This window comes from Sphingopyxis sp. UBA6723, from assembly GCF_002454115.1.
In the GTDB taxonomy this organism is placed as follows: Bacteria; Pseudomonadota; Alphaproteobacteria; order Sphingomonadales; family Sphingomonadaceae; genus Sphingopyxis.
Window position 1 is genome coordinate 88,326 of sequence record NZ_DKIH01000009.1, and the last position, 26,564, is coordinate 114,889.

Annotated in this window: 22 protein-coding genes and 1 riboswitch; of the genes, 10 read left to right on the forward strand and 12 right to left on the reverse strand. The window is 63.8% G+C overall.

Features of this window, described 5'->3' with window-relative positions; all coding sequences use genetic code 11:
- Positions 1 to 56 precede the first annotated feature (56 nt).
- The 9 genes from B4F07_RS06590 to B4F07_RS06630 all read left to right on the forward strand — a co-directional run bounded on the left by B4F07_RS06590 (position 57) and on the right by B4F07_RS06630 (position 11,797).
- The gene (locus tag B4F07_RS06590; RefSeq protein WP_293703221.1) at positions 57 to 1,031 is read left to right on the forward strand and encodes an NAD(P)H-dependent flavin oxidoreductase; all 975 of its coding nucleotides are present in this window, start codon (positions 57 to 59) and stop codon (positions 1,029 to 1,031) included.
- Positions 1,028 to 2,524, forward strand: a complete 1,497-nt coding sequence (locus tag B4F07_RS06595) for a carotenoid oxygenase family protein (RefSeq protein ID WP_293703219.1) — start codon at positions 1,028 to 1,030, stop codon at positions 2,522 to 2,524. Before B4F07_RS06590 ends, B4F07_RS06595 begins: the two co-directional genes overlap by 4 nt.
- Before the next feature lies 1 nt (position 2,525).
- Positions 2,526 to 4,217: a class I adenylate-forming enzyme family protein gene (locus B4F07_RS06600; protein ID WP_293703216.1), complete on the forward strand. Its 1,692-nt coding sequence runs from the start codon at positions 2,526 to 2,528 to the stop codon at positions 4,215 to 4,217.
- Position 4,218: 1 nt separating this feature from the next.
- Complete coding sequence (locus tag B4F07_RS06605) at positions 4,219 to 5,448, forward strand: acetyl-CoA acetyltransferase (RefSeq protein ID WP_293703213.1); 1,230 nt, start codon at positions 4,219 to 4,221, stop codon at positions 5,446 to 5,448.
- Position 5,449: 1 nt separating this feature from the next.
- On the forward strand, positions 5,450 to 6,607 hold the full coding sequence (locus tag B4F07_RS06610) for an acetyl-CoA C-acyltransferase (RefSeq protein ID WP_293703210.1): 1,158 nt from the start codon (positions 5,450 to 5,452) through the stop codon (positions 6,605 to 6,607).
- Between the two features lie 192 nt (positions 6,608 to 6,799).
- Positions 6,800 to 7,020, forward strand: a riboswitch (cobalamin riboswitch).
- A 175-nt stretch (positions 7,021 to 7,195) separates the two neighbouring features.
- The gene (locus tag B4F07_RS06615; RefSeq protein WP_293703208.1) at positions 7,196 to 9,049 is read left to right on the forward strand and encodes a TonB-dependent receptor plug domain-containing protein; all 1,854 of its coding nucleotides are present in this window, start codon (positions 7,196 to 7,198) and stop codon (positions 9,047 to 9,049) included.
- Positions 9,050 to 9,255: 206 nt separating this feature from the next.
- Positions 9,256 to 10,032 carry an ABC transporter substrate-binding protein gene (locus tag B4F07_RS06620; RefSeq protein WP_414711729.1) on the forward strand — a complete coding sequence of 259 codons (777 nt, stop codon included), beginning with the start codon at positions 9,256 to 9,258 and terminating at the stop codon, positions 10,030 to 10,032.
- Positions 10,029 to 11,027 (forward strand): FecCD family ABC transporter permease, encoded by a 999-nt coding sequence (locus B4F07_RS06625; RefSeq protein WP_293703202.1) that lies wholly within the window; start codon positions 10,029 to 10,031, stop codon positions 11,025 to 11,027. Before B4F07_RS06620 ends, B4F07_RS06625 begins: the two co-directional genes overlap by 4 nt.
- Positions 11,021 to 11,797: an ABC transporter ATP-binding protein gene (locus B4F07_RS06630; protein ID WP_293703199.1), complete on the forward strand. Its 777-nt coding sequence runs from the start codon at positions 11,021 to 11,023 to the stop codon at positions 11,795 to 11,797. Before B4F07_RS06625 ends, B4F07_RS06630 begins: the two co-directional genes overlap by 7 nt.
- On the opposite strand, the gene sugE is transcribed toward B4F07_RS06630, so the two are convergent.
- From sugE to B4F07_RS06655, 5 genes are all read right to left on the reverse strand, one after another.
- Positions 11,786 to 12,106, reverse strand: a complete 321-nt coding sequence (gene sugE / locus B4F07_RS06635; protein ID WP_293703197.1) for a quaternary ammonium compound efflux SMR transporter SugE — start codon at positions 12,104 to 12,106, stop codon at positions 11,786 to 11,788. The two genes, B4F07_RS06630 and sugE, sit on opposite strands and share 12 nt — an antisense overlap.
- Positions 12,107 to 12,247: 141 nt before the next feature.
- Positions 12,248 to 13,642 (reverse strand): efflux transporter outer membrane subunit, encoded by a 1,395-nt coding sequence (locus B4F07_RS06640; RefSeq protein ID WP_293704659.1) that lies wholly within the window; start codon positions 13,640 to 13,642, stop codon positions 12,248 to 12,250.
- Positions 13,639 to 14,637, reverse strand: coding sequence for an efflux RND transporter periplasmic adaptor subunit (locus B4F07_RS06645; protein ID WP_293703191.1), 999 nt, complete (start codon positions 14,635 to 14,637; stop codon positions 13,639 to 13,641). The genes B4F07_RS06640 and B4F07_RS06645 overlap by 4 nt, the downstream gene beginning before the upstream one ends.
- 4 nt (positions 14,638 to 14,641) lie before the next feature.
- Positions 14,642 to 15,382, reverse strand: a complete 741-nt coding sequence (locus B4F07_RS06650; protein ID WP_293703188.1) for an ABC transporter ATP-binding protein — start codon at positions 15,380 to 15,382, stop codon at positions 14,642 to 14,644.
- On the reverse strand, positions 15,379 to 16,515 hold the full coding sequence (locus tag B4F07_RS06655) for an ABC transporter permease (RefSeq protein ID WP_293703185.1): 1,137 nt from the start codon (positions 16,513 to 16,515) through the stop codon (positions 15,379 to 15,381). The genes B4F07_RS06650 and B4F07_RS06655 overlap by 4 nt, the downstream gene beginning before the upstream one ends.
- 93 nt (positions 16,516 to 16,608) lie before the next feature.
- Here B4F07_RS06655 and B4F07_RS06660 point away from each other — a divergent pair, with 93 nt between their 5' ends.
- Positions 16,609 to 17,232 (forward strand): TetR/AcrR family transcriptional regulator, encoded by a 624-nt coding sequence (locus B4F07_RS06660; protein WP_293703182.1) that lies wholly within the window; start codon positions 16,609 to 16,611, stop codon positions 17,230 to 17,232.
- Between the two features lie 714 nt (positions 17,233 to 17,946).
- Here the strand turns inward: B4F07_RS06660 and B4F07_RS06665 are convergent.
- The 7 genes from B4F07_RS06665 to B4F07_RS06695 form a co-directional block, all read right to left on the reverse strand.
- Positions 17,947 to 18,450 carry an Lrp/AsnC family transcriptional regulator gene (locus B4F07_RS06665; RefSeq protein WP_293703179.1) on the reverse strand — a complete coding sequence of 168 codons (504 nt, stop codon included), beginning with the start codon at positions 18,448 to 18,450 and terminating at the stop codon, positions 17,947 to 17,949.
- Complete coding sequence (locus tag B4F07_RS06670; RefSeq protein WP_293704661.1) at positions 18,438 to 20,096, reverse strand: N-acyl-D-amino-acid deacylase family protein; 1,659 nt, start codon at positions 20,094 to 20,096, stop codon at positions 18,438 to 18,440. The genes B4F07_RS06665 and B4F07_RS06670 overlap by 13 nt, the downstream gene beginning before the upstream one ends.
- A complete protein-coding gene (locus B4F07_RS06675) occupies positions 20,093 to 21,091 on the reverse strand; it encodes a dipeptide epimerase (protein ID WP_293703174.1) in 999 nt (332 codons plus the stop codon). Before B4F07_RS06675 ends, B4F07_RS06670 begins: the two co-directional genes overlap by 4 nt.
- Before the next feature lie 102 nt (positions 21,092 to 21,193).
- Positions 21,194 to 22,201, reverse strand: coding sequence for a DUF1611 domain-containing protein (locus B4F07_RS06680; protein ID WP_293704663.1), 1,008 nt, complete (start codon positions 22,199 to 22,201; stop codon positions 21,194 to 21,196).
- 213 nt (positions 22,202 to 22,414) lie between these two features.
- A complete protein-coding gene (locus tag B4F07_RS06685; protein WP_293703169.1) occupies positions 22,415 to 22,900 on the reverse strand; it encodes an Lrp/AsnC family transcriptional regulator in 486 nt (161 codons plus the stop codon).
- Between the two features lie 41 nt (positions 22,901 to 22,941).
- Entirely contained in the window at positions 22,942 to 24,072 is a 1,131-nt protein-coding gene (locus B4F07_RS06690; protein ID WP_293703166.1) for a dipeptidase, read from the reverse strand.
- A gap of 25 nt (positions 24,073 to 24,097) precedes the next feature.
- On the reverse strand, positions 24,098 to 26,524 hold the full coding sequence (locus B4F07_RS06695; RefSeq protein ID WP_293703163.1) for a S9 family peptidase: 2,427 nt from the start codon (positions 26,522 to 26,524) through the stop codon (positions 24,098 to 24,100).
- Positions 26,525 to 26,564: the final 40 nt, after the last annotated feature.

Sequence of the window (26,564 nt, forward strand, 5' to 3'; positions counted from 1 at the left end):
TGCGACTCATAACGGCTTTAAGTATCGTTATGCAAGTCAGATAATTTGAGAGAGGAATGACCTTGCCGGGACACGGCCTGCCGCCAGCGCTGACGCGCAATCTGCGCCTGCCCGCGATTGCCGCACCGATGTTCCTTGTCTCGGGGCCGGAGATGGTGATCGCGGCATCGCGCGCCGGGATGATTGGCAGCTTTCCCGCCCCCAATGCGCGAACCTCGGCCGATCTGGAGGATTGGGTGAGCCGTATCGACGCGGCACTGTCGAATGATCCCGATGCCGCCGCGTGGGCGGTCAACCTCGTTGTCCATCCATCGAACAGCCGCCTGCCCGACGACCTAGCCTGCGTCGTCCGCCACAAGGTGCCGCTGGTGATCACCGCGCTCGGCAGCCCCGCGCGGGTGGTCGAGGAAATCCACAGCTACGGCGGGCTGGTCTTCGCCGACGTCAATTCGGTCGGCTTTGCGCGCAAGGCGGCTGCGGCCGGGGTCGATGGCCTCGTGCTCGTTGCGGCGGGCGCGGGCGGGCATACCGGGGCGACGGCGGGTTTCGCTTTTGTCGAAGAGGTGCGACAATTCTGGGATGGTCCGCTGGTGCTCGGCGGTGCGATCTCGACGGGTCATGCGGTGCGCGCGGCGGAGATATTGGGCGCCGACGTCGCCTATCTCGGCACATCGCTGATCGCCTGCGCCGAGAGCATGGCGGTGGCGGGCTATAAGGATATGGTCGTTGCCGCAGGCGCCGAGGACATCGTGCCGTCGAAGGGCATTACCGGCGTCACCGCCAATTGGCTGAAACCCAGCCTGATTGCCGCCGGATACGACCCCGCCAACATGCCCGAGGACAAACGACCCAACTTCTCCGACGCGCAAGACGAGGCAAAAGCGTGGAAGAATGTCTGGTCCGCCGGACAGGGCGTCGGGGCGGTGCGCGGCGTCGAACCTGTCGCCGCTATCGTCGACCGCCTTGTTTCCGAATATGATGCCGCTGCCGCAAGGCCGCGCTTTACCCCCGCCGAAGGAGCCCTCGCATGACCGCCCAGCTTGTCGAGACGATCGAAACGACGATCCAGCCGAACGACCATCCCTATATGCAGGGTGCCTGGCGGCCGACGTACAACGAATGGAATGCGATCTTCGCCAATGGCGATGCCGAGGTGATCGGCAACATCCCGACCGACATCGACGGCGTTTATGTCCGCACCGGCGAGAACCAGATCCATGAGCCGATCGGACGCTATCATCCCTTCGATGGCGACGGCTTTGTCCATTCGATTTCGTTCAAGGACGGCCGCGCGAGCTATCGCAGCCGCTTCGTGCGCACCAAGGGATTTGCAGCCGAGAAGGAAGCCGGCCGTTCGCTGTGGGCCGGGCTGATGGAACCGCCGCACAAGTCGACGCGCCACGGATGGGGCGCGCAGGAATGGCTGAAAGATTCGTCATCGACCGACGTCGCAATCCATGCGGGCAAGATCATCTCAACCTTTTACCAGTGCGGCGAGGCGTACCGGCTCGACCCCTTCACACTGGAGCAGTTCGGCACTGAAAGCTGGGTGCCGCTCGACGGCATTTCGGCGCATTGCAAGGTCGACCTCGCGACCGGAGAATTGATGTTTTTCAATTACTCGAAGCACGCGCCTTACATGCACTACGGCGTCGTCGGGCCGGACAATAAGCTGAAGCATTATATCCCGGTGCCGCTGCCCGGACCGCGCCTGCCGCACGATATGGCGTTCACCGAGAATTACACGATCCTCAACGACATGCCGCTCTATTGGAACGAGGAATTGCTCGAAAAGCGGCTGCACGTCGTGCAGTTCCATCCCGACGAGAAGACGCGCTTCGCGATCATTCCACGCCACGGCCAGCCCGAGGATATTCGCTGGTTTACCGCCGAGCCGACCTACACGCTCCACTGGCTGAACGCGTGGGAGGAAGGCGACGAGATCATCCTCGACGGCTATTATCAGGAAGAGCCGATGCCCAAATCCTATCCGAACGCACCTGAGGGGCTGGAGCGGATGATGGCGTATCTCGATCAGGGGCTGCTCAAGCCACGGCTCCATCGCTGGCGCTTCAACCTGGTTACGGGCGAGACGGTGGAAGAGCGGCTCGACGACCGCGATCTTGAGTTCGGGATGTTCAATCACCGCTATGCCGGCAAGCCCTATCGCTATGCCTACAGCGCGATCCCCGAGCCGGGCTGGTTCCTGTTTCGCGGGTTGGTGAAACATGACCTCAATGCACGGACGAGCGAGGAATATGAATTCGGCCCCGGCCGTTTTGGCAGCGAGGCGCCGTTTGCGCCGCGGATCAACGCCAAGGACGAGGACGACGGCTATCTCGTCTCGTTCATCGCCGACCTCGAAACCGACAAGTCGGAATGTGTGCTGATCGACGCCAAGAATATCGCGGCGGGGCCGGTGTGCCGGATCATCCTGCCCGAACGCATCTGTTCGGGAACGCACAGCGTGTGGGCGAGCGGCGACGATATCGGGATGGGCGACAACAGCGTGCTGGCCGCCTGAGATGATCGTCGCGGGAGAGGAAAAAAGGCGGCAACATCGGGAAAGCGGCTGGTGGGGCGACCAGAGTTTCGCCGACCTGTTCGCGGCCAATGCGACGGCGCATCCCGCACGGCTCGCGCTCGTCGATGCGCCGAACCGGGTCGACTTCGCTTTCGGTGAGCCGCAGCGGCTGACCTACGCCGAGCTGGCGGCGGAGATCGACCGGCTCGCGGGCGCGCTTGTCACCGCCGGGATTGGTAAGGACGATGTGCTGCTCGTCCAGCTTCCCAACATCAGCGAATTTGTCGCTCTTTATTTCGCCGCGGCCAAGATCGGCGCGATCGTCAGCCCGGCGGCGGTACAATATCGCAGCCACGAGTTGAAAGGCATGTTTGGCGTCGTTGGACCGAAAGCGTTTGTCTGCGCCACGCAGGTCAAGGGATGCGACCATGTCGGCGTCGCGGCGCCATTGCTGGACGGCATTCGGCTGATGACCTTTGGCCCCGATGCGCCCGCTGATGCGCTCGACCTCTCGATTGCAGCAGGAAACGCCGACGCCCTCGCGGCCCATGTTGCCGCGAATCCGGTCGATGCCGACGACATTTTCACCATCTGCTGGACCTCCGGCACTACCGGCGTGCCCAAAGGCGTGCCGCGCAGCCACAATCACTGGATCGCCGTCGCCGCCGCGGGGTATGAGGCTATGAAGGTCGGTGCCGGCGACGTGCTGCTCAACCCCTTCCCGCTCATCAATATGGCGAGCATTGGGGGCATCACCATGTGCTGGTTGACCAGCGCGGGGACGATGGTGCTGCACCACCCCTTCGACCCCGGCATCTATTTGAAACAGATCGCGACCGAGCGACCGAGCCTGACGATCGCGCCGCCCGCGGTGCTCAACATGCTGCTGCAGAATGAGGCTCTGCTCGCCTCGGTCGACCTATCGAGCCTGCGCGTCATCGCCTCGGGCTCGGCGCCGCTTGCGCCCGCAATGGTGCGCGGGTTTCAGGAAAAGCTCGGCATCATCATCGTCAACGTCTTCGGGTCGAACGAAGGGATGAGTTTCATCACCGGCGAGGGCGACATGCCCGACCCCGACAAGCGCGCGAGCCTGTTCCCACGCCGCGGCCAATATCAACCGCCCTATGGTGAGGGCCGCGCCGCGAATATCGAAAGCCGCCTCGTATCGCCGGGCGGCGGCGACCCGATCGAGGCTGACGGCATATCGGGCGAACTGCAGATCCGCGGCCCTAGCCTGTTCGAGGGCTATCACAACGCCCCCGACCGCACCGCCGAGGCCTTCACCGACGACGGCTGGTTCCGCACCGGCGATCTGTTCGAAATCGCCGAGGGTGGCGACTTCTATCGCTTCGTCGGACGGTGCAAGGATTTGATCATCCGCGGCGGCGTCAACATTTCGCCCGAGGAAATCGACCAGCTGCTCGGCGGCCACCCGTTGTTGGCAGAAGCGTGCGTCTTTTCGCTGCCCGACCCGACGATGGGCGAGCGCATCGGCCTCGCCTATGTCCCGCGCGGCAATGATGACGTCAGCTTGCCCGACGTCACCGACTATCTCCGCGAAAAGGATCTCGCGGTGTTCAAGCTACCCGAACGCCTGTTCCGCTTCGACGCCTTGCCGCGCAACGTCACCAACAAGGTGATGCGCAGCGAGGTGCGCGAAATGGCGCTCGCCACTCTCGAAAAGGAAGCCTGACATGGCGAAAGACGTCTTCATCCTCGGCGGCGCGCAGAGCGATTTTGCGCGCAACATGGAGCGCGAGGGCGGCGGCTTGTTCGAGCTGTTTCGTGATGTTGCCGAAGCAGCGTTCGCTGCGACGGGCATTGAACCCAAAGAGGTCGAAACCGCGCATGTCGGCAATTTCGTCGGCGAATTGTTCGCCGGACAAGGCCAGCTCGGCGGCTTCTTCGGTCATGTCCACCCCGACCTCGCGGGTATCCCCGCCTCGCGTCACGAGGCCGCCTGCGCCTCGGGCAGCATCGCGATCCTTGCCGCCGCCGCCGAGATCGAGGCCGAGCGTTACGGCCTCGCGCTGGTGCTGGGCATCGAGTTGATGCGCAACGTCCCCGGCCAGCGCGCCGCCGAATATCTCGGCGCCGCCGCCTGGGCGGGCCGCGAGGCGCAGGAGGCGCGCTACCTCTGGCCGTGGATGTTCGCACGCGTTGCCGAGGAATATGAGGAACGCTTCGGGCTTGACCGCGCGCATCTGCGCGGCATTTCGGCGAATAATTTTGCCAATGCGAAGAAGAACCCGAACTCGCAGACGCGCGGCTGGGCGGTGACCGACGATCATCTGGGCGAGAATGACGAGGTCAATCCGCTGATCGAGGGGAGCCTGCGTAAGTCCGATTGCGGACAGGTTACCGACGGCGCCGCCGCCATCTTCCTCGCCTCGCGCGAAGTTGCCGAAAGTTACGCGCAGCGTCGCGGGATTTCGATCGACAACATTCCGCGCATCAAGGGCTGGGGTCATGCCACCGCACCCCTGCTTTACTCGACAAAGGTTGCGAACAGTCGTGGTCAAGACTTTGTTTTTCCTAGTGTTCGGAAGGCGATGATGGATGCGCTGCGCCGCGCCAAGATGCCCGACATCTATGCGTGCGACGGGGTCGAGGTGCATGATTGCTTTTCGATCACCGAATATATGGCGATCGACCATTTCGGCATCACCAAACCCGGCGAAAGCTGGCGCGCGGTCGAGGACGGGACGATCGCGCTCGGCGGGAAATTGCCGGTCAATCCATCGGGCGGGCTGATCGGGCTGGGGCATCCCGTAGGTGCAACCGGGGTCCGAATGCTGCTCGACAGCTGGCGCCAAGTCACGGGAAACGCAGGCGATTATCAAGTTGAAGGGGCCCGCAACTTCGCAACCTTCAACGTCGGCGGCAGCGCGACGACCGCGGTCAGCTTCGTCGTCGGCACCTGATTTGGCCGACGTTTATCTGTACGACGCCGTGCGCACGCCGCGCGGCAAGGCCCGGCCCGACGGGGGGCTTGCCGGACTGACCCCGCAGGAATTGGTGCGCCAGCAAGCGGCAGCGCTCACGGCGCGATGCGGCGATTATGTTCCCGATGCGCTGCTGCTCGGCTGCGTCACACAAAGTGGCGCGCAGGGCGGGCATATGGCGATGCTGGCGAAACTCCATGCGGAACTGCCCGACACGACGGCGACGCACAGCATCAACAACTATTGCGCCTCCGGCCTGTCGGCGATCGGTCAGGCGGTCGCCAAGGTTGCCAGCGGCGAAGCCAATTGCATCCTTGCGGGCGGCGTCGAGTCGATGAGCGGCACACCCTTTCTGAGCGACCGTGCAGCCTTTTATAAGAATGATGAACTGCCGCCGCGCGCACGCTTTGTACCGCCCGTTCTCGCCGCCGACCGGCTCGCCAACGCCGAGGGGATCACGCGCGCCGATCTCGACGCGGTCGCCCTCGCCTCCCAGCAAAAGGCGTCCGCCACCGACACCGACGCCGCGCTTCAAAAGTCGCGTATCGCCACCGGGCCGCTCAGCGGCGAAGAGTGTATCCGCCCGCAAACGACCGCAGAATCGCTCGCCGCCGCGCCGCCGGCGTTTGGAGAATTGCAGCAGCAATATGCAGGCGCGCTCGAAGGCGCGACATTCGCGCCGCTGCACGCCATCGCCCACGCCCCGCCGATCTGTGACGGCGCAGGGATGGCGCTGATTGGCAGCGCCGGGCTCGGTCCCCCTCCCCGCGCGCGCGCGGTCGCTTTTGCCGAAAGCGGCGGCGATCCCGTCGCATCGCTCACCGCGGGTTTTGCCGCGATGGACAAGGCGCTGGCGCGCACCGGGCTGACGCTCGGCGACATGGACCGGATCGAGTTCATGGAAGCGTTCGCTGTAACGATCGCGAAATTCCTGCGCGACCGCGATGTCGATGGCGCACGAGTCAATGTCAGCGGTGGGCATCTGGCGAAGGGACATCCGATGGGCGCCAGCGGCGCGATCCTGACCTCGACCCTGCTCGACGCGCTTGATGCGTGCGGGGGCCGCTACGGGCTGGTCGTGCTGACCGGCGCGATGGGGGTTGGCGCGGCGATGGTGGTCGAGCGGTTGAAAAGCTGACCTGACGTTCGTCATCCCGGCGAAGGCCGGGATCTCACCGGCGCGTCATTACGATAGGTCGAGATCCCGGCTTTCGCCGGGATGACGGCGAGAAGTACCGGATCGCCAGAAGGCCCAGACCTGCCCCCCTTCAACAAATCCCCATTGCACCCGCCCCACATTCCGCTATGGGCGGCGCGTGCAGGGCTTGCCCTGCACATGATCGCGCCGGTGCCCGAAAGGGCTTAAAATGGGAACGCGGTAACGGGGTTCTTGCTGAACCCCCGAAGCCGAGGCTGTCCCTGCAACTGTAAGCGGCGAGCGAGATGCACCGTTTGGGCCAAAGGCCCGGACAGCCACTGGGGCAACCTGGGAAGGCGTGCATCGAGCCTTGACCCGCGAGCCAGGAGACCTGCCGGCGAGGGTCGCTCAATGCCTGGGTCCAGGGAAAGGCCATGGCACGGAGAATTCCGTCGAGCGACGACCAAGCGGTGGAGCCGCTTCGGTGCCGGGGGCGCAGGCTTTACGCCGCTTGCGACGCCGTCATCGGTCGATCGCGTGCGCGTTTCGGCTGGCTCCGCCTTCGTTGCCGGCGTGCGGGAGTCTCCCATGTTGAAATTTTCGAGCATTTCTCTTTTCGCGCTTGTCGCCGCGACGCCGGTCGCCGCGCAGGAAACCTACAGTTCCGACGACATCGTCGTCACCGCATCGGGCATCGAGCAATCGCGCGACGAAGTCGGTCAGGCGATCACCGTGATCGATGCCGACACGATCGAAACGCGGCAAACGACCGATGTCGTCGACCTGCTCGCCACGACCCCCGGTATCCGCTTCAACCGCACCGGCAGCACCGGATCGGTTGCGGGCATCTCGATCCGCGGCGCGGAAACGACGCAGACTTTGGTCCTGATCGATGGGGTCAAGGTCAACGATCCCAGCGGCATCGGCGACGGTTATGATTTCGGCCATCTGCTGACCGGCAACATCAGCCGGATCGAAGTGCTGCGCGGTTCCAACTCCGTAGTGCATGGCAGCCAGGCGATCGGTGGTGTGGTCAACCTGATGACCGCGACCCCCGCCCAGGGTTTCTCCGCCAATGCGTCTGCGGAATATGGCTATAGCGACACGCTCAACGCCAAGGCCGACGTGTCGGGAACCGCCGGGGCGGTATCGGGGGGCATCGGCGGCGCCTATTTCCGCACCGACGGCATTTCGTCGGCGGCGGTCGGGACCGAGCGCGACGGCTACAAGAATTTCGCGGGCAACGCGCGGCTGAAAATTGCGTTCAGCGATGCGCTCAGCCTCGACCTGCGCGGCTACTACATCAACGCCGACCTTGATTATGACAGCTTCTTCGGCGCACCGGCCGACAGCGGCGACGTCGCCAAGCTCGACCAATATGTCGGCTATGCCGGCCTCAACCTCGACCTGTTCGACGGCCGCTTTACCAGCCGCGCGGCGGTGACGTGGATGCGCAACGAGCGCGATTATTTCTTCGTGCGCGGGACCGCCCCCGATTATGGCTACAAGGGTACGAACCTGCGTTTCGAATATCAGGGCGTCGTGGCGCCCGCCGACACCGCCAAGCTGGTGTTCGGTTACGAGCATGAACGCCCCGATTACGACTTCTTCGGTTTCGGTTCGACCGACAGCCAGAAGGCCAATATCGACAGCGTCTATGCGCTGGGCATCGTCCAGCCGTTCGCCGGCCTGTCACTGACCGGCGGCGTCCGCCACGACGACCACAGCCAGTTCGGCGGCGCCACAACCCTTGGCGCCAACGCCAATTATTCGCCCAATGATGGCGCGACCAATGTCCGTCTGAGCTATGGCGAAGGGTTCAAGGCGCCTTCGCTCTACCAGCTTTACGACAGCTTCAGCGGCAATGCGGCGCTGCGTCCCGAAGAATCGAAGAGCTATGACATCGGCATCGACCAAAGTCTGGCCGACGGGCGGGCGTTGATCTCGGTCACGGCGTTTCTGCGCAACACCGTCAACCAGATCAATTACGACAATGCGACCTTTACCTATGGCAATATCGACCGCACGCGCGCCAAGGGGGTAGAGGCATCGCTGGCGCTGCGACCCGTCGATGCGCTGAACGTCACCGCGTCGTACAGCTATATCGACGCGCGCGACCGGTCGGGACGTCCCGCCTTCGATGGCAAGCGCCTGCCCCGCCGTGCCGACCATGCGGTCAGCTTGTCGGCCGACTATGACTGGTCGTTCGGGCTTTCGACCGGCGCGACCGTCACGATGGTGAGCGACAGTTTCGACAATGCGCTCAACACGGTGCGGCTCGACGGTTATGCCATCGCCGGGGTTCGCGCATCCTTTGCCATCACCGAGCGGATCGAAGTGTATGGCCGCGTCGATAATCTGTTCGACGCCGATTATGCGACGGCATTCAACTATGGCACCTATGGCCGCGCCGCCTATGGCGGCGTTCGGGCGCGGTTTTGATGACGCGGCGCTGCCGGAAATCGGCAGCGCCGTTCGGGCGGGAGGCGACGCATGACCGAAACACACACGGGTCAGAACGCGACAGCAAGGGCAGCGGCGCGTTGATCGCGTCGGTGCGCCGCCTGGCCGTGATCGCGGCCGCATCGGTCGTCGTCGCGGGCACCCTGTCCGCGACCGCCACCCGCCCTCTGCCATCGACACGGGCGATGTCGGCGACACCGGCGATGCCCCAGCGTATCGTGTCGATGAACCTGTGCACCGACCAGCTCGTCCTGGCGCTGGCCGACCGCCAGCAGATCGCCGGTCTGACACGCAACGCGACCGATCCCGGGATGTCCGACCAGGCGGCGGCGGCACAGGGGCTACCGGTGCTACGCAACTCGGCCGAACAGATATTGGCGATCAATCCTGATCTGGTCGTCGGGATGCCGGCCAGCGGCAGCGCCATTCTGGCGGCAGTTGCCCCCCAGCGCTATCCGCTGCTCGATCTGGAAACGGCCAATCGGCTCGACCAAATCTATCGCACCATCGACGAGACCGCCGCCGCTGTTGGCCATCCCGTGCGCGGAGCGGCACTCATCGCCGGGATGAAACGGGATCTTGCGACCTTGCCGCGGCTCGGCCGCGGCCGCGTCGCTGCTTATTATCAGCGGCGCGGTTATATGACGGGTACCGGAACGCTCGTTGACGACATGATGACTCGCGTTGGGCTGACCAACCTGGCGAAAACCTTGGGCAAGCCGCCGTTGTCGCAATTGAGCCTTGAAGAAATGGTTGCCGCTCGCCCCGATTTCCTGATTGTCGAACGCGCCACCAATGTCGTCGATGATCAGGGCAGCGAAATGCTTCACCATCCCGCCCTGTCCGACATCCCGCGGATCGTTGTGCACGAAGCGTGGACCGTGTGTGGCAGCCCTGCCTACACCAGGGCCGCGCGCAGCATCGCCGCGCAGATCGCCCGGCATGACGGGGTTGTTCGATGAGTCATTCGCTTCCCCGTCCGCTGCTGATCGGCGCGCTGACGGCATTGGCGGTCATCGCGGGGCTGGCTTCGCTGTTGTTCGGCGCGGTCGATCTGTCGCTCGACCGGCTCGTCGCTGCCGCCAGCGGCGATGGCGACCGCATCGCGTCCATCATATTGTTCGACCTTCGCCTGCCGCGCGCACTGCTCGCCTTGGCGGTGGGCGCGATGCTCGGCCTCGCTGGAGCCGCGCTACAGGGCTATTTGCGTAACCCGCTAGCCGAACCGTCCGTGCTCGGAACATCGAACGCGGCAGCACTGGGCGCGGTGGCGGCCATTTATTTCGGCCTCGCCCAGCTTCATCCCGCGGTGTTGCCCGGGCTTGCCATTGGCTGCGCGCTCCTGTCGCTCGGCCTGCTGTTCCTCTTGGCAGGCGACGCGGAAAGCCCGCTCACCCTCATCCTGGCGGGGCTTGCGGTCGCGACGCTGGCGGGCGCCGGGATCAGCCTCGCGCTCAACCTGTCGCCCAATCCCTTCGCGGCCATGGAGATCATGACCTGGCTGCTTGGCAGTCTGGAGAACCGCTCGTTCGACCATGTCTGGATCGCCCTGCCCTGCATCGCGATCGGGACCGCGATGCTGCTTTGGAACGGCCGCGCGCTCGATGCGCTGACGTTGGGCGAGGATGCGGCGCAGGCCCTGGGGGCCGATCTCAAACGGACGCGGCGACGCCTGCTGCTTGGTACCGCGATCGGAGTTGGCGGCGCGGTGGCGGTGTCGGGCGCCATCGGCTTTGTCGGCCTGATCGTCCCGCACCTGATCCGTCCGCTGACCGATCGCAGCCCATCGGCGATCCTGCTGCCGTCGGCGATCGGCGGCGCGGCGCTGCTCACCCTGGCCGACCTTGGCGTGCGGATCATTCCTTCAACCAACGAGCTGAAACTGGGGGTGGTCACCGCCTTCCTTGGCGTGCCGATTTTCCTGATCCATCTAATGCGCGAGCGGCGGTTATGGTAAGCATCACACTGGAGGATGTCGGCGTCACACTCGGCCGCCGCGCCGTCGTCCGCGACGTTTGCGCCACACTGGAGCCGGGGTCGCTGACCGCCATCGTCGGCCCCAATGGCGCGGGCAAGTCGACCCTGGCGCGGGCAATGCTCGCTCTCGTTCCGGCGACGGGACGAATTCTGGTCGATGGCGCCGACGCCGCCGCGATACCGCGCGCGGATCTAGCCCGACGGATCGCCTATTTGCCGCAGGGGCAGTTGCTGCACTGGCCACTGACCGTCGAGCGGCTGGTCGGCCTGGGCCGTCTACCGCACCTCGCGCCGATGTCGCGGATCAGCGCCGCCGACACCGCCGCAATCGAGCGGGCCATGATGCGTGCGGACGTGTTCGATCTGCGCGACCGCATCGCAACCGAATTGTCAGGCGGCGAACGGGCGCGCGTCTTGTTTGCGCGCGCCCTGGCGGTCGAGGCGCCCGCGCTGATTGCCGATGAACCGCTCGCCAGTCTTGACCCCGGCCACCAGATCGACGTCATGGAGCTGCTACGCGCCGAGGCCGCCAGCGGCGCGTTGGTGATCGCGGTGCTTCACGACCTGACGCTTGCGGCGCGCTATTGCGACCGGCTGCTGCTGATCGACGAAGGCCAGATCGTCGCCGACGGGGCGCCCGCCGCGGTACTGACGCCCGCGCGGCTGCGCCGCGTTTATGGCATCGATGCGCGGGTTGAAACCGGCGGCGCGTGGCCGACGATCACCACCCTCGGACGGTCAGACCGGTGACGACAGTTTCATCAGCACCAGACCGCTGACGATCAGGAGGGCCGCAACGATCCGCATCGCGCTGGCCTGTTCGCCCAGCACCGCGACGCCGACAAGGAAGGCACCGACCGCACCGATGCCCGTCCAGATCGTATAAGCGGTGCCGAGCGGCAGCGATTTCATGGCCAGCGCCAGCAAACCAAAACTGGCGATCATGGCGGCGATCGTGACAAGCGACGGTCCCAGTCTCGAAAACCCGTCCGACTGTTTCATCGAAAAAGCCCAGACGATTTCGAGAACACCGGCAATGGCGAGATAAATCCAGGCCATGACAGCCTCCTTTTCAAGGCTGCCGGGCCGTCCCGGACTTGCGAGCCTGCGCGACGCAGGCGAGGACGTGGCCTCTTGGTGAATTGGTCCATAGCAAGGATACCATGGTCCGCGCCACAAAAACCACCTGAACTTAACCGATTATCCGCCCAAGGCCAGCCATAGCAGCAGTCGGGCGCGCCGCGCCTCGCCCATCGCCGCCGCCGCGCGTTCGCCGGCACCATCGGCCTGCCGCCGGATCTCAAGCACGCTCGCCAGATCGACCAGCCCGGCGCGAAAGCGGCTTGCCGTCAACGCATCGCTTCGGGCGAGCAAAGCGGCTTCCTGGGTCGCGGCAGTGGCCCGGGCGTCAGCGGCGGCGATCAGCCGATAGGCCGATTCGGCATCACCCAGCGCGTCGAACACTGCCGAGCGATATTGTTGAAAGGCGAGCTGTTTATCCGCCGCCGCGCCGTCAATCTCGGCCGAAATGCGGCCAAAGTCGAACAGGGGTCCGGCGATCGCGGCGGCCAGCGAGCCGATAATCGAATCACTGTCGAACAACTGCCCGGGGCTGAACGCCAACAGGCCAAGACTGCCCGACAGGGTGATCCGCGGAAACCGCTGCGCCGCCGTTGCCGCCAGATCGGCATCGCTCGCGGCCAGGCGCGTGGCGGCCGCGACAACATCGGGCCGACGGATCAGCAGGTCCGACGGCAGCGCCGCCGGGGCTGCCGGCAACGCTTGCGGACTGCCGCGCATCGCCAACTGCGCCTCGATCCACTCGGCGTCGCGGGCCGTCAGCGTCACGAGGCGCCCGATGATGGTGCTCCGTTCGGTGGCAAGCGCCGCCAGACGGCTTCGCGACGCGCTCGTCACACTTTCGGCGCGGACGCGATCGGCGCCGGGCGCAAGGCCGGCCTGGGCTCTCGCCCCTGCCAAGCCAACCAGGCGCTCTGCCGATGCAAGGTCGCTCTCCAGCGAGGCAGCACGGGTGTCAAGGCTGCGCCAATCGATGACGAGCGCAGCCAGATCGGCGATCAGCGCGATGCGGACGGCGTCAGCGTCGGCGGTCGCGGCGTCGAGCCGCAAGTCGGCGGCGCGCTGTTCCGACCGCAGTCGGCCAAAGAGGTCGGGATCCCACCGCGCGCTCAGCGAGGCACCATAAGCGGTTTGATCGGGGTCGATCGAAATCCCCGGCGGCAGGCTGGCACCAAGACTGCCTGGGTTGCTGCGGCTGGTTTCGACCGACGCGGTTGCGTCGAATTGCGGGGCGCGTTCGGCGCGGGCGCGGCGGGCGCCCGCCCGCGATTGCTCGATCCGCGCCGCCGCCTCGCCAAGCGATGGCGCGTCGACCATGGCGGCGGTGCGCAAGGCCGCAAAAGCAGGATCGCCGTTCGGTAGCAAGGCTGCTAGCGATCCAGCCTGCCCTGCGTCGGGCACATAGGAAAAGGTGGCGGGAAGCACCGGTGGCGGCGTGTCGATCCGCGGCGGCGACCCGCCAGCGCACCCCGTCAGCAGCGTCGCGGCAACAAAAATGGCCGCCGCCCGTCTCATCGCTTCGCTCCGGCCGGTGCTTTTGCGGGAATGAACGCATCGACCTGTTGCCCGACGCGGAACAGGTCGTTGCCGGCCGGTAGTGCATAAATGACCTGCATGACCCGGACATCGACACGCTCGGCGGCGCTGTTGGTCAGCGAGCGCTTGGGAACCACCAGCGGTTCGGCGCGAACAAAGCGCGCCGCAACCTGCCGCTCGGCTGCACCGCGCGGCGACACGATCGCGTTCGACCCCAGCGCCACGTCCGCGGCCTGATCCTCGTCGATATCGATCCGGACGTGCAGAGGCCGCGTTTCGCCCATCCGAATATAGGGTTCGGCGTTGCCACCCTGCGGCCCGCCCGCCTGCACATATTCGCCCGGCCGGATGTTGACCGCTAGAACTTCGCCCGCGATCGGCGCCCGAACCGCCAACCGCGATAACTCAACGCGCGCGCTTCCCGCCGCCGCCGTCGCTGCATCGAGACGCGCCCGCGCCAGCGCCAGACGGCTCGCCGCCGCTGCCGCGTCACCCTCGGCCCGGACGACTTCGGTACGGCTGATCGCCTCGGCATCGTCGACCTGGCGGTAGAGCGCGAGTTGGCGCTGCGCGGTGACCCGCGCGGTCTCTGCCTCGCCGATGGCGGCGCGAGCTTCGCGTATCGCCGCCTCGGCCTCGCGCAACCGCGCGCGCACCGCGCGGTCGTCGACCGTGAACAGCAGGTCGCCTTTTGCGACATAGGCACCGGGCTCGACATTCAGGGCCATGACCAGACCCGACAATGCGGTGCCGACATCGACGATCTCGCTCGATGGTTCGACAACCCCCGCGCCGGCCACGCGCGCGCTGTTGGCCAATGCGCCGGTAGCCCGCGGCGGCGTCTGCTGCGGGGGCTCGAGTTGCCTGTCGGGCAGGCCCGTCGCGATAAAGATCACCGCGATCACCAGCCCGAGCAAGGCGAGCGCGGGGAGGATCTGACGTGAAACATTGAGGTTGGAAAAGCGTCGGGTCATGGCGTCAATGGTCCTTCGGCATATCGCGGCCATCATGGGTGATCCGGCCGTCCTCAAGCACGAGGATGCGGTCGGCGAGATCGAAGATGCGGTTATCGTGGGTGACGATGATCACCGACCGGTCGTCGGCGAGCGCGACTTCGCGCAGCAGGTCCATCACCCGGCGCCCGGATCGCGCGTCGAGCGCCGCCGTCGGTTCGTCGCAGACGATCAGGCGCGGCTGGTGGACCAATGCACGCGCGATCGCGACGCGCTGTTGCTGTCCCCCCGACAGTTGGTTCGGCAGCTTATCGGCCTGATCTGCAATGTTGAGCGCGGCAAGCAATTCGATCGCCCGGTCGCGCGCCTCCATGCGGTCCATCCCCTGCGCAATCAGCGGCACCGCGGCATTCGATGCGGCGTCGATCGCCGGGATCAGATTATATTGCTGGAAGATAAAGCCGACATTGCGGAGGCGAAAATCGACCAGATCGCTGTCGCTGAGGTGATAGATATCGGTGCCGAACAGGCGAACCTCGCCCTCGGTCGGCCACAAAATGCCGCACATGATCGAAATCAGCGTGGTTTTGCCCGATCCCGATTCACCAACCAGATAGGTGAGCTCGCCAGCGCGGACGTCGAGGTCGATGCCGTGCAGCACCCGGATCGTCTGTTGCCCCGCAGTAAAGTCGCGCGCCACGCCGCGCGTCGAGATCGCGGCAACGGCGGCAACGGCCTTGGCTTCGGCTTCGGCGGCACTGCTCACCGGAACACCGCCGCCGGTTCGGTCTTGAGTACCCGGCGCAGCGCAATCCATCCGGTCAGTGCAAGGATCAGGGTGACGGCAACCAGACTGATCAGCGGCACCTGCCACGGGATGTAAAAGCCCTTGAAGGTCGGATTGCCTGAAAAACCCCAGATAAAGCCCACGGTGCCGAGCACGCCAAGGCCATAACCGATCAGGCCGACCATCCCGGCCTGCGCCGCAACCATGCGCCGTATCTTGGCATTGTTGACGCCAATCGCCTTCAATGCGCCGAACTGTTTGATGTTGTCGCGGATGAACAGGCTGAAGGTCAGACCGACGATCGCCACCCCGACGACAAAGCCCAGCAGTACGGTGATCCCGAAATTCAGCGGGATGCCGGTGTTTTCGATAATGAAATCGACGCCGTCGCGCGCGAATTCATCGCGGGTGCGCGCGCGCAGGCCGGTATCCTTGGTAATCCGCGTCGCCAACGCCTTGGCCTCCACCCCCGGCGCCGCGCCGACCAGCACGAAGCTCAACCGGTTGCGGGTGCCGGGCACAAAATTGAGCGCGCGGCTGTACCGGGTGTAGAGCGTGACCTGGCTGGTGAAGCTGGGAATGGCATCGGCGACTCCCATGATGACCGCGCGCTGATCATTCAGTTCGAGCCGCTCGCCGACAGGATTGTAGCCCACCGGGAAAAAGCGCACCGTCCCGACATCGTCGATCACCACCGCATCGGGGCGTTCCAGCACATCGGCGGCACCCAGGGCCATCCGGCGCGGCAAACCGATCAGGGTCGCATCGTCCACCCCGATGACCGACACGCCTTCAAGGTCGCCTTCCTTGGTTCGTACCGAAGCCGCGGCGCGCAGATGCGGCACCGCCCATTCCACGCCCGCCACCGATCGCACCCGATCGAGCGCGGTGGACGGCATCGGCAGATGGACGTCCGTCGTGCGGCTGACCGGATCCATGACCCAGACATCTGCCGACGGAACATTGTAGACGCCACTGGCGCCGCGTTCGATCAGATTGACGAAGATCGTCAGCTGCTGCGTGATCAGCAGGGTCGAAAAGGCAATACCGAACAACAGACCATAAAATTTGGTCGCATCGCCCGTCAGCATTCGAATTGCGATCCAGACCATCGGGGGAGAGCCCTTTTTTCGTCGCGCCTTGCAACCGTTGCTGTTTTCAAACATTATTGAACGGTGCCGTATAAGTGAACGGAAGCGTATAGTTTGTCAATCGCGCGAAAAAAGAATCTTGGCCGACCGGCTGATCTCGCCAAACGCGAGGCTATTTTGGTGGCGGCGCGCGACGCCTTTTTCGAACATGGCTATGGCGCGGCGGCGATCGAGCAGATTGCGTTGGCCGCGGGCGTGTCAAAGGTGACGATCTATAATCACTTCGGCGATAAGCCCGGCCTGTTCACCGCCGCCATCGAACGCGAATGCGAACGGGTGCGGGGTCATTTTACGATCGACGGCGAAGGATCGGAATCGCTGCGTGATCGCTTGCTGCAAATCGGTGATGCGATGGTGGCCTTTTTATCCCGGCCCGAGATGGTGCAGTTCGAACGCCGCATCGCCGCCGAAACCGAGCGCAATCCAGAGATTGGCTTGGCATTCCTCAATGCTGGGCCGCGGCGGATGAAGGCAACGCTCGCCGCGTTCCTGACCGGGATCGCCCAGACCGGCGCACTGCAAGTGCCCGATCCAGGTCTTGCCGCAGAGCAGTTTGCGTCGATGTGCAAGGGGTTTGGAGATGTCGAACGCCGGTTTGGAGCGCCGCCAAGCGAAAGCGTCACCAAGCAACGCGTGGAAGCAGCGGTGGACATTTTCTTGAAAGTCTATGGCCGGTAGCCGCGATCGCATGGCCTGTCCCTCAGCCAGAGGGATTTGATGACAATGCTGGTGCGTACGCTGCCAATTCTGATCCACGGCGACCGGTACAAGCAAGATGTCAAAATCGGGGAAGGGCTGCAAGGCGGCCGAGTGCGGCGTCACGAGATATGCTCCCGCGAAAACCGATCGAATAGTTGATCTTGAGAATGCATCTTCGGAGCCTGTGGGGCCTCGTCGTACGCCGGCCTGGCAGGGGCAGTAGGTCTCAAATTCCAGAACTAAGTATTTGACAAATAACGTATCAGAGTTGCAAAAATCGCAATGTACCAGCACTTCTGCTGCGGTATTCGCGGGCTTTAGTGGGACTGGTTGGGACGATTCCGCTATTTTCGATGACCCGAAGTCATTTGCGGCAAGCCGTTCAAAACCTCTTCTGAATAGCGCGCAACTTGCTCGTGCGACGACCTGCACGGGCACATTGAATAAGATTTTCGGAGGGTGAAAGTGAGCGCCGAGATGTACGCTCAAACTCCTGACGGGCGCGCTTCCCAATGCCGTCACCTTAACGGCAGTGAGAGAATAGCTGAAAGACCGTCACGGAGTGGCCGCTTACTGTCAGGCGGCTTTCCGACCCGGATAGGCAGTAGCTGCCGTTCTATTCATTAGAAATGATATGAGCACCATCTGGGCTCAGCTGATCGGGCCTTTCGCACCCAGCATCTGCCATTCGGCTCAAAAGTCCGACACGAGCACCCGCTCAAGGTCGAAGTCGGCGCGGTCTCTGACATTTTTCGAGATCGGATAGGTCGTATAGTCGATCTCCATTGCCAGGAAAGGCGCCATGATCTCGTGGTAATGCCGCACGTTCCGCGCCAATATCCGCATCACATAATCGACCACCCCGGACACCGCGTCGCACACGACAATGTTCATGCTCCTGCTCACGATAGCTTCAAACTGCCCTGACTTTTCCGGAGTAATATCCTTAACGCAGACCATGACGATGAACTGGCTGAGATTGCCGAGCCGTTCCAGGTCCAGATCAGCGTGATAGCCGCGGATGAACCCGGCTGCCTCCAACCGCTCGATGCGCATCGCGCAGGGGGTGGGCGACAGGCCAATCGCCTCGGCCAGCTTGATCTTGCTGGTCCGACCATCCGCGCTGAGCACCGCGAGAATTTCAAGGTCGAGCCGGTCGAGCGATGGGGGGGAGCTCTTTCCGATCACCCAGCGCACCCATGCCGCAACACCATTCCCGAACGCGCACCGGTGTGCTGGCCCTCGTCCAGCGTCAGTACGCCGTTCACGATCACATGTTCAATGCCGGATGCGGGCCGTGTCGGCGCCGTCCAGTTTGCATGATCCTGGATTTTCTTTGCATCAAAGACGATCACGTCAGCGCGCAACCCCTCTCGCAAGACACCCCGGTCAGCCAGTCCCAAGCGCCGCGCGGGCCAGGACGTCATCTTGCGCACGGCATCCTCCAGCGACAAAATACCGCGGTTGCGCACATATTCAGCCAGCACGCGCGCAAAGGTACCGTAGGACCGGGGATGCGGCAGCCCCATGCCATCGAGCTCGCCCAATGCCTCGGTCGCCGCCGCGTCGCTGCCGATGCTGACCCAAGGCTGCCGAATAGCGGCTTCGATATCGCCTTCATCCATAACGAAATAGAGGGCGAACGCGCGGTTGGGGAGCGCGTCGAGCATGATGTCCCACGCCGCATCCGCCGGATCCTTGTGTAGCGCGGCGCCGATCTCGACGAAATTCTGGCCATGAAACCGCACGTTGTCGTCATGGTATGAATTCGCCAAGACAATGTTCTGCCAGCCGCCCGCGGCTTCGACCATGCTCGACCATCCGGGTACCGATCCCGCAGCCGCGTCTTGCTTAAGCTGCGCTCGCAGCGCGGGGTCGCGCAGCTTCGCAACGCCGGCATCAAACCCTTGGGCAAAGACGTGCCCCGGCACGGTGCCCTCTAACCCCGTGCCCGCGGCGGTGTAGGGGTAGAGATCGGCCGCAACATCGATCCCACGTCCGCGCGCTGCCGCGATGCGCGCGATCGCCTCGGGCATCAACTTACCCCAGCCGGGGGCATAGGCGGCCTTGAGGTGGAAAATCTCGACCTTGGCGCCGCTTTCCTCGCCGATGCGGATCGCCTCGTCGATGCTGTACAACAAACGGGCGCTTTCGTCGCGCATATGCGTCGCGTAAAAGCCGCCGCAGCGCGCCGCAATCTTGGCTAGCGCAATCAGGTCTTCGGTCGATTGAAAGGAATCGGGCGGGTACATCAACGCGGTGCTGACCCCGAACACCCCCGCCTTCATTGCCGTATCGACCAACACGCGCATCTGCTCGAGCTGGGCTGGCGTCGGTGTACCGGCCGCGTCGCCCATCACCTGAACGCGCGCCTGCGTCGCGCTATAATAGGTGCCAAAATTGACTGCGATGCCGCGCGCCGCGAGGTCGTCGAAATATTGCGATATCTCGCGCGCCGAAACGGGCGTCCCGCCTTCGCCGCCGATGATTGTCGTCACGCCCATGCGCAGCTTGTTTTCGGCCGCGCCCTGTTTCAGAAGCACGCTGCCCGACTGATCCATCATATCGATGAAGCCGGGGGATACATATTTCCCAGTTGCGTCGATGTCCTTTGCGCCCGTCGCAGCAATATGCCCGATCTTGGCTATCCGGCCGTCCTTGATGCCGACATCCGCATAAACCCACGGGTTGCCAGCACCGTCGAGGACGCGGCCACCCTTAATGACGATGTCGTAATCGGGCGCCGGTGCGGCGGCGAACAACAGGGGGGCGCTGAGCGCGCCGCAAAGCGCCTTTGCCCAGCGCGTGCATCGGGCGTTCGAAGGAAGCGCGCTCAACCTCATGCGGGCCAACCCCAAAGCTCAGGCGGACACGTTGCCTGGCCACGCGCATAGGCGACGGACGGCGTGCGATCACGCGCCAGGAAAATCGGCCCGTCGAGATCGACAATATCGCAAAGCTGCCCGAGCACAAACGCGGGCGCCATGGCCAGGCTCGATCCCACCATATTACCGACCATCACGCCAAGACCATGCAATCGCGCCGCTTTGGCCATCAAGAGCGCCTCGGTGAGCCCTCCGCATTTGTCGAGCTTGATGTTGACGACACCAAACCGTCCAACCAAACTCGGGATCTCATCGACGGTCAGCACGCTCTCGTCAGCCGCGATTGGCATCGGGCATTTGAGCCCGTCAAGATCGGCTTCGCGGCCACGGCGCGAAGGTTGTTCGAGCAGCGACACCCTTTCCTCGACCAGCACCCTGATCAGCGGAGCGAGGTCTCTTCTGGCAAATCCCTGATTGCCGTCGACGCCCAGCCACGCGTCAGGCCGCGCCGCGCGGATCGCGCGAACCCGCTTAATGTCGAGCGGCAGTTCTCCAGTCAGTTTGATCTTGATGTGCGGAACGTCGCCAAAATCGGTCGCTCTGCGTGCCATGGCTGCCGGATCGTCGGCGCTCAGGGTAAAGGTGGTCGCGAGCGGTTTCGGCGCGGCGAGGCCGGCTATTTGCCAGACCGCCTGCCCTGTGCGCTTGGCCTCCAGATCCCACATCGCGGCATCAACCGCGTTGCGCGCACCGCCTGCGGGCATCGCGCCGCGCAGCATCTCGCGGCTTACCCCACTCTCGATCAGCGCGCGCTGCGCTTCGATCTGTGCCGTCATGCGGGCCGGATCTTCGCCCAGATAATAGACGCCCGGCGCCTCACCACGTCCGACATGGTCGCCATCGGTCAAGGTCACGACGACGACGTCCTGACGGTCGAAAACATAGCCCGAAATTCGAAAGGGAGCCGCGAAGGGAAAAGTCTCGACGGCAATGTCGAGGGAAATGCCGGACATCAATATGGTCCTTCAAAATTGGTCAGGTTGAATGGGCCAGTTGCCTGCGAGCGGCGTGCAGGCAAACGCGTCGGTACGGAGCCCCCCCTGCGGAAAAAACGGTCATCCACGGGAAGAACCCAATATCGACGTGACCGCAGCCTCCATCGACGTCCGCATCGGGTCAAAGGCAGGTACGCCAAGCGCTGCGCTGGCGCGGTCGAGCGCCTGCGCGCACGCCGCATCGTCCAGTCGCGACGTATTCAGGCTTACTGCTCCCAGCCGCGCCAAGGGATTGGTCACGCGCGCGGCGTCGAGGCACGCACCGGCAACCTCCCCCATCGAACGCGTAGGAAAATCAGGGAAGGAGTGGAAATGGTCGCGGCCGGGCTCGTGGCAAAGGACCAGAACATCTGGTTGCGAGCCGTGGATCAGGCCGAGAGTAACCCCGGCAAAGGCGGGATGATAAATCGCCCCCTGCCCCTCGATGACGTCCCAATGAGTTTCCTGCGCATCGGGCGAAAGCATTTCAGCCGCGCCCGCGATGAAATCGGTAACGACTGCATCCATCGGAATGCCTGAACCCGCAATGATAATTCCGGTCTGGCCTGTTGGCCGGAAATCGACGTCAGCACCGGCGCTTCGTAGCGCCGCCGTCAGCGCGAGCGCCGTGTATTTTTTGCCGAGCGCGCAATCGGTACCAACGGTGAGCAAGCGCCTGCCCGTGCGCTTTCGGCCCGTGGCGACCGGAATATCCCGCGGCGGCACACGGACATCGACAAGGCGCGCACCCGATGTTCGCGCCGTTTCGGCGAGGTGCGGAACATCGGCGAGCAATGTGTGCATGCCGCTGACAATGTCGAGGCCGGCGCGCGCGGCGGCAAGCAACGCCGAATGCCAGGCCGGAGGAATCTGGCCGCCGATCGGCGCGACGCCGATCACGAGCGACCCGGCACCCTGCATCGCAGCCGCTTCGGGCGCAAGATTGGGCAGACCGAGATCGACCGCATTCTCGTTGAGACGAAACTGGCCGATACAGGCGTCGCGCGCCCAATCGCGAATACCGAAGGCGGTTTTGGCTTGGAGATTTTTGGCAATGTCCCCGACGAACAGGAGATAGGGTTTGCGCATCTCGATCATATCGCCCTCAACAAGAAAGTTTGGAATTGAGCGTCCGCGAAGCCCGGCTTGGCACACGCTCTTGCCTCACAGCAGCTAGAATAAACCGCACAGGAATTGCGGCTGAATTGGACGGCCACAACAGCAGCTTTCCCTTGTCCCCCGCGTTTCTTGCGATACTGAGAGATCCAGCGAGACAGGCTGGCGGTGGTGCGCGACGACGGGTCATATTTCTTTGGCGACTAGCGCTGTCATCGATACGTCGTAGGGCGCCCGCACCGTCCGCGAGACCGGAAATACGACGGTGTCGAGCCCGATCGAGAGCAGCGGCTCCATAACTTCGCGGCAATGATCGGGATCGGTGGCATAGACGCGCATCACAAAATCGACTGAGCCGAATACTGCGTCGCACTCGATTATCTGAGCAATACCCGGGACAAGCGCCTCGAACTGCCGTGCGCGTTCGGGCGTCCATTGCTGGATGCTCACGACGACGGTGAATTGGGAAAGATCGCCGATCCGCTCAAGATCGATATCCGCGTGATAGCCTTTGATGAACCCAGCCGCCTCAAGCTTCGCGATGCGTGCGGAGCAGGGGGTCACCGACAGGCCGACGACGTCCGACAGCTCCGCCTTTGTCATCCGTCCGTCGCGTTCGAGCGCTGCCATGATCTTGATGTCGAGCCTATCGACCGCGCGCGTGCGAGCCATGATTGTGTCAGGTGAAACGGTCGTCAGCGGGTCGCACGCTGCTAGCCGCCGAGGCTCGCCGCATAAACGCGCATCCAGTTCTCGCCCATCACCTTGTCGATTTCGTCCTTACGCCAGCCACGCCGCACCATTTCAGCGCGAACGGCAGGCAATTTCGAAATATCTTCAAAGCCGTTCGCATATTGGATCGGATCCTGAACATAGGTCATTTCGGGCGGAAAGGCGAAGGACTCGTCGGGGTAGATCGACGATGTCGAACCGACCGTAAAATCGCCGCCGATGCCGATATGATCGACACCGACGAGTTTCTTCAGATAATCGAGTTCATCGACATAGCGCTGCACATTGGCGCGCTTCAGCGGCTGCTGGCGCTTGCCGACATCCTTGCCGCTCCAGCTCATGAACGGGTCGATCGCGCTGACGCCGAACAGGCCGCCAGTCCTGGCGATGCCCTCGATCACCCGGTCGGAGGTGTTGCGCGGATTGGGGTTGAGCGCCGCGACGTTCGAATGGGTACACACGATCGGCCGCTCCGCCATCGCGATTACGTCGAGGCTGGATTGTTCGCCCATATGCCCGCCGACATCGACCAAGATGCCAAGGTTCTGCATCTCGCCAACGACCGCGCGCCCTGCTTTCGTCAAACCGACCTTGGGGTCAAGGCAACCCCCGGCAAAGGCGTTGGTGAGGTTATAGACAAGGCCGACTACCCGCAGGCCGGTTTCGTAGAACAGCCGCATCGTGGTTTTGGGCGGTTTCGACCACCAATCGCTTTCGCCCTTCATCGCGAACAGGTCGGCTTCCTGCCAGCCGATGGTGAGCGAAATCTTGCCTTCCTGCTTCAGGCGCCGAATGTCGGCGGCGCTTTTCGCAATGCCCACGTCTTTCGAATGATCATCGACGAACTCGAGCAGCGCCGACATCTGAAGCAGTGTCGGCAACATGCTGACGCTCCAGCTATCGACCCCGCCCTTCCGCAGCAGCGCCAGATATTCGGCGGTCGGTGCCGACGGGCTGCACCCGTCCACAACGACCGGCGTGGTGACAGGCGGCGTCGTGGCGGGCTGCGCACCCGTTGCGGCAGACGATGTCGCCCCCGCGCCCGCCGCGACCGCAAAGACGCTGCCGCCAGCAAGTTTCATCAGGCCGCGGCGGTTCATGTCAGTCGTCATCAATCAATCTCCACCAAGCCCAAGTCTATTTCAGCGTCTGCGCGAACGGTACAGGCGGCTCCTGCTGTTTCAAATGACGCAGAAAATATCCCGCCAGCCGCTGCGCCACATAAGGATGATAGCCGACATCGTGCGCGGCGTTGGGAACCAGCACCAGGTCGAATTCCTTGCCCGCCTTGATCAGCGCGTCCGAAAGCGCGACGGTCTGGTTGAACGGCACATTCTGATCGATGTCGCCCGCTACGAGCATCAGCTTGCCCTTTAGACGGTTGGCGAGATGCAGATTGTCGACCCGCGCATAGGTGTCGCCATCGGCGCCCTTCACTCCCGGCACACCGAAAAAGCGTTCGACCGAAATCGACGAAATCATCGTGCGATAATCGTGCGGCCCGGCAATCGAGACCCCGACCTTGTAGAATTCCGGAAAGAGGAACATCGCCCGCGCCGACGCATAACCGCCGAACGAAATGCCGGTAATCCCGACCCGATCAAGATCCATATAGGGACGGCTGCTTGCTGCGGCCCGGATCCCTGCGACATGATCGGCAAGTGCGATCGAATCCTCGTCCTGCATCGGGCCGATGTGGAAGTCGCGCGACCGCCGGGGCGTCCCGCGCCCGTCCTGAACGACGATGACAAAGCCCAGTTCGGCCAGCGCCTGCATATAGGCCGCCCGCGCGCCCAGCGCGTCGGTGAAGCCCTGTGGCGCGAATGATACCTGCGGCCCGGCATAGATTTGCTCGATCACGGGGTAACGTTTGGCTGCGTCGAAATTCGTCGGCTTTATGAGGACGCCATAGATGTCGTGCTTGCCGTCGACGCTTTTCGCAACGAGCCGCTCGGGCGAGGTCCAGCCGGTCGCCAGCAACGCGCTCACATCGGCATCTACAATCTTGGCGATCAACGTCCCGTCGGCTCCACGCACAACCGTCGTTGGCGGTCTCGCGATCGTCGAATGCGTATCGACGAAATAGCGACCGCTGGGCGAGAACCGTTCGACCGGTGTATCCCAATGCCCGTTGAGACCGCGCGCCGGGAAGTTCGTATAGGAATGATCGGCGTCTTCGGGCGTCAGTAGCGTCGGCTTACCGCCGTCGAGGGCGACGCGGTACAGATGGCGGTAATAGGGATTGCGCTCCGCCTCTTTTCCGCCCGCCGTGAAATAGACCAATCCTGCCGCCTCATCGACGCGGACGATGTCGAACACCGCCCATTCGCCCGTCGTAACGGCATTCTTCAACGCCCCTGTTCGGGCGTCGTAACGATAGAGATGCCCCCAGCCGCTGCGCTGCGACCACCACAGGATTTCGCCGCGCGCCGTCAGCAGGCGCACGTTGGGGACGTGATAGTCGAAGGGGTTGAGGTTGAGAAACTGATCGGCGCGTTCTTCCAGCACCGTTCGACTGCTGCCGTCGTCCAGGTCGACCGCGACAAGCCCGAGCGCGCGCGAATCGCGGGTCGACGTCGCCAGATACAGCTCGCCATCCTTCATGTCCCAACCGGGTTCGCCGACGATCGCCCAATAAGGCGCATAGTCGTTGAAGCCGAGCGCACCACCGTCGACCGGGACAACGCCGCCGTCCTGCAGGTCGATCAGAACGAGAGCATAAGGCGTTTCCGGCGCGTCGGCGGGGGTCGGCATCGGTATCTGATGCGCGATCGGGCGCGGCGAATCCGGCGCGAGATATTCGACCACATAGGGCGCGGTCGTCACGCCGCGGCGGTCGGTGCGGATCGCCAGCACATAGCGGCCATCGGGCGACCAGGTCGCACCCGCATAGGTCGGCTTGGCCTGTCCGCGCCGTTCTTCGACATAAGTCGTCTTGAATGCGGTATATTGATAGGGGAATTGTGCGGTGCCGTCGGTGGTTAGCGGACGTTCGTCCCCTGTCGCCGTATCGCGAAGCCACAGATTGCTGTCGCGCGCGAACAGGGCGCGCTTTCCGCCGGGCGAAACGACAATGGCTGGATCGGAGGCGGACTCGGGTCGCCCCTTACAGCTCGTGCCTGCACGGTTGCATTCGAACAATCTGCCCGCGCTGGTGAAGGAAACGCCCCGCATGTCCTGCAAATAGGTGATCGACGCGAACGGCAGTTGATTGGGTAAGACCGCTTGGCCCAATTCGCGCGACAACGTCGCCGCCATCGCCTGATGGTTAAACGACGGCTCGGCGCGGCCGGTCGCCGCATCAACGGTCACGAAACGAAAACCGCCTTCAATTTCGTGCCGATACCAGAAACGATCGCCGCCCGCGATCCAGTTGGGAACCGGGGCGGCGTTGCGCACGAGTTTGCGCACGTTGGCCGGATAGAAGAGTGAGGCTCGTTCGACGTCGGCGCGCGTCAGCGCTGCATCCTGTTCGGTTGCGCCGACCGGCATGACGGTCGCCCATGTTGCACCCAGAGCCAACAACATTGCGACCAATGCTCGCCGAATATAGGCCTCGATCATCGAAATTCCTGGGCTTGGAGGTGGTGGCGGCGATCCGTTT

What these genes read in the sequence shown, in the direction of transcription:
- B4F07_RS06590 (WP_293703221.1), top strand. Translation starts at nt 57, where the DNA reads ATGACCTTGCCGGGACACGGCCTGCCGCCAGCGCTGACGCGCAATCTG.
- B4F07_RS06595 (WP_293703219.1), top strand. Translation starts at nt 1,028, where the DNA reads ATGACCGCCCAGCTTGTCGAGACGATCGAAACGACGATCCAGCCGAAC.
- B4F07_RS06600 (WP_293703216.1), top strand. Translation starts at nt 2,526, where the DNA reads ATGATCGTCGCGGGAGAGGAAAAAAGGCGGCAACATCGGGAAAGCGGC.
- B4F07_RS06605 (WP_293703213.1), top strand. Translation starts at nt 4,219, where the DNA reads ATGGCGAAAGACGTCTTCATCCTCGGCGGCGCGCAGAGCGATTTTGCG.
- B4F07_RS06615 (WP_293703208.1), top strand. Translation starts at nt 7,196, where the DNA reads ATGTTGAAATTTTCGAGCATTTCTCTTTTCGCGCTTGTCGCCGCGACG.
- B4F07_RS06620 (WP_414711729.1), top strand. Translation starts at nt 9,256, where the DNA reads ATGTCGGCGACACCGGCGATGCCCCAGCGTATCGTGTCGATGAACCTG.
- B4F07_RS06625 (WP_293703202.1), top strand. Translation starts at nt 10,029, where the DNA reads ATGAGTCATTCGCTTCCCCGTCCGCTGCTGATCGGCGCGCTGACGGCA.
- B4F07_RS06630 (WP_293703199.1), top strand. Translation starts at nt 11,021, where the DNA reads ATGGTAAGCATCACACTGGAGGATGTCGGCGTCACACTCGGCCGCCGC.
- sugE (WP_293703197.1), bottom strand. Translation starts at nt 12,106, where the DNA reads ATGGCCTGGATTTATCTCGCCATTGCCGGTGTTCTCGAAATCGTCTGG.
- B4F07_RS06640 (WP_293704659.1), bottom strand. Translation starts at nt 13,642, where the DNA reads ATGAGACGGGCGGCGGCCATTTTTGTTGCCGCGACGCTGCTGACGGGG.
- B4F07_RS06645 (WP_293703191.1), bottom strand. Translation starts at nt 14,637, where the DNA reads ATGACCCGACGCTTTTCCAACCTCAATGTTTCACGTCAGATCCTCCCC.
- B4F07_RS06655 (WP_293703185.1), bottom strand. Translation starts at nt 16,515, where the DNA reads ATGGTCTGGATCGCAATTCGAATGCTGACGGGCGATGCGACCAAATTT.
- B4F07_RS06670 (WP_293704661.1), bottom strand. Translation starts at nt 20,096, where the DNA reads ATGAGGTTGAGCGCGCTTCCTTCGAACGCCCGATGCACGCGCTGGGCA.
- B4F07_RS06675 (WP_293703174.1), bottom strand. Translation starts at nt 21,091, where the DNA reads ATGTCCGGCATTTCCCTCGACATTGCCGTCGAGACTTTTCCCTTCGCG.
- B4F07_RS06680 (WP_293704663.1), bottom strand. Translation starts at nt 22,201, where the DNA reads ATGCGCAAACCCTATCTCCTGTTCGTCGGGGACATTGCCAAAAATCTC.
- B4F07_RS06685 (WP_293703169.1), bottom strand. Translation starts at nt 22,900, where the DNA reads ATGGCTCGCACGCGCGCGGTCGATAGGCTCGACATCAAGATCATGGCA.
- B4F07_RS06690 (WP_293703166.1), bottom strand. Translation starts at nt 24,072, where the DNA reads ATGACGACTGACATGAACCGCCGCGGCCTGATGAAACTTGCTGGCGGC.
- B4F07_RS06695 (WP_293703163.1), bottom strand. Translation starts at nt 26,524, where the DNA reads ATGATCGAGGCCTATATTCGGCGAGCATTGGTCGCAATGTTGTTGGCT.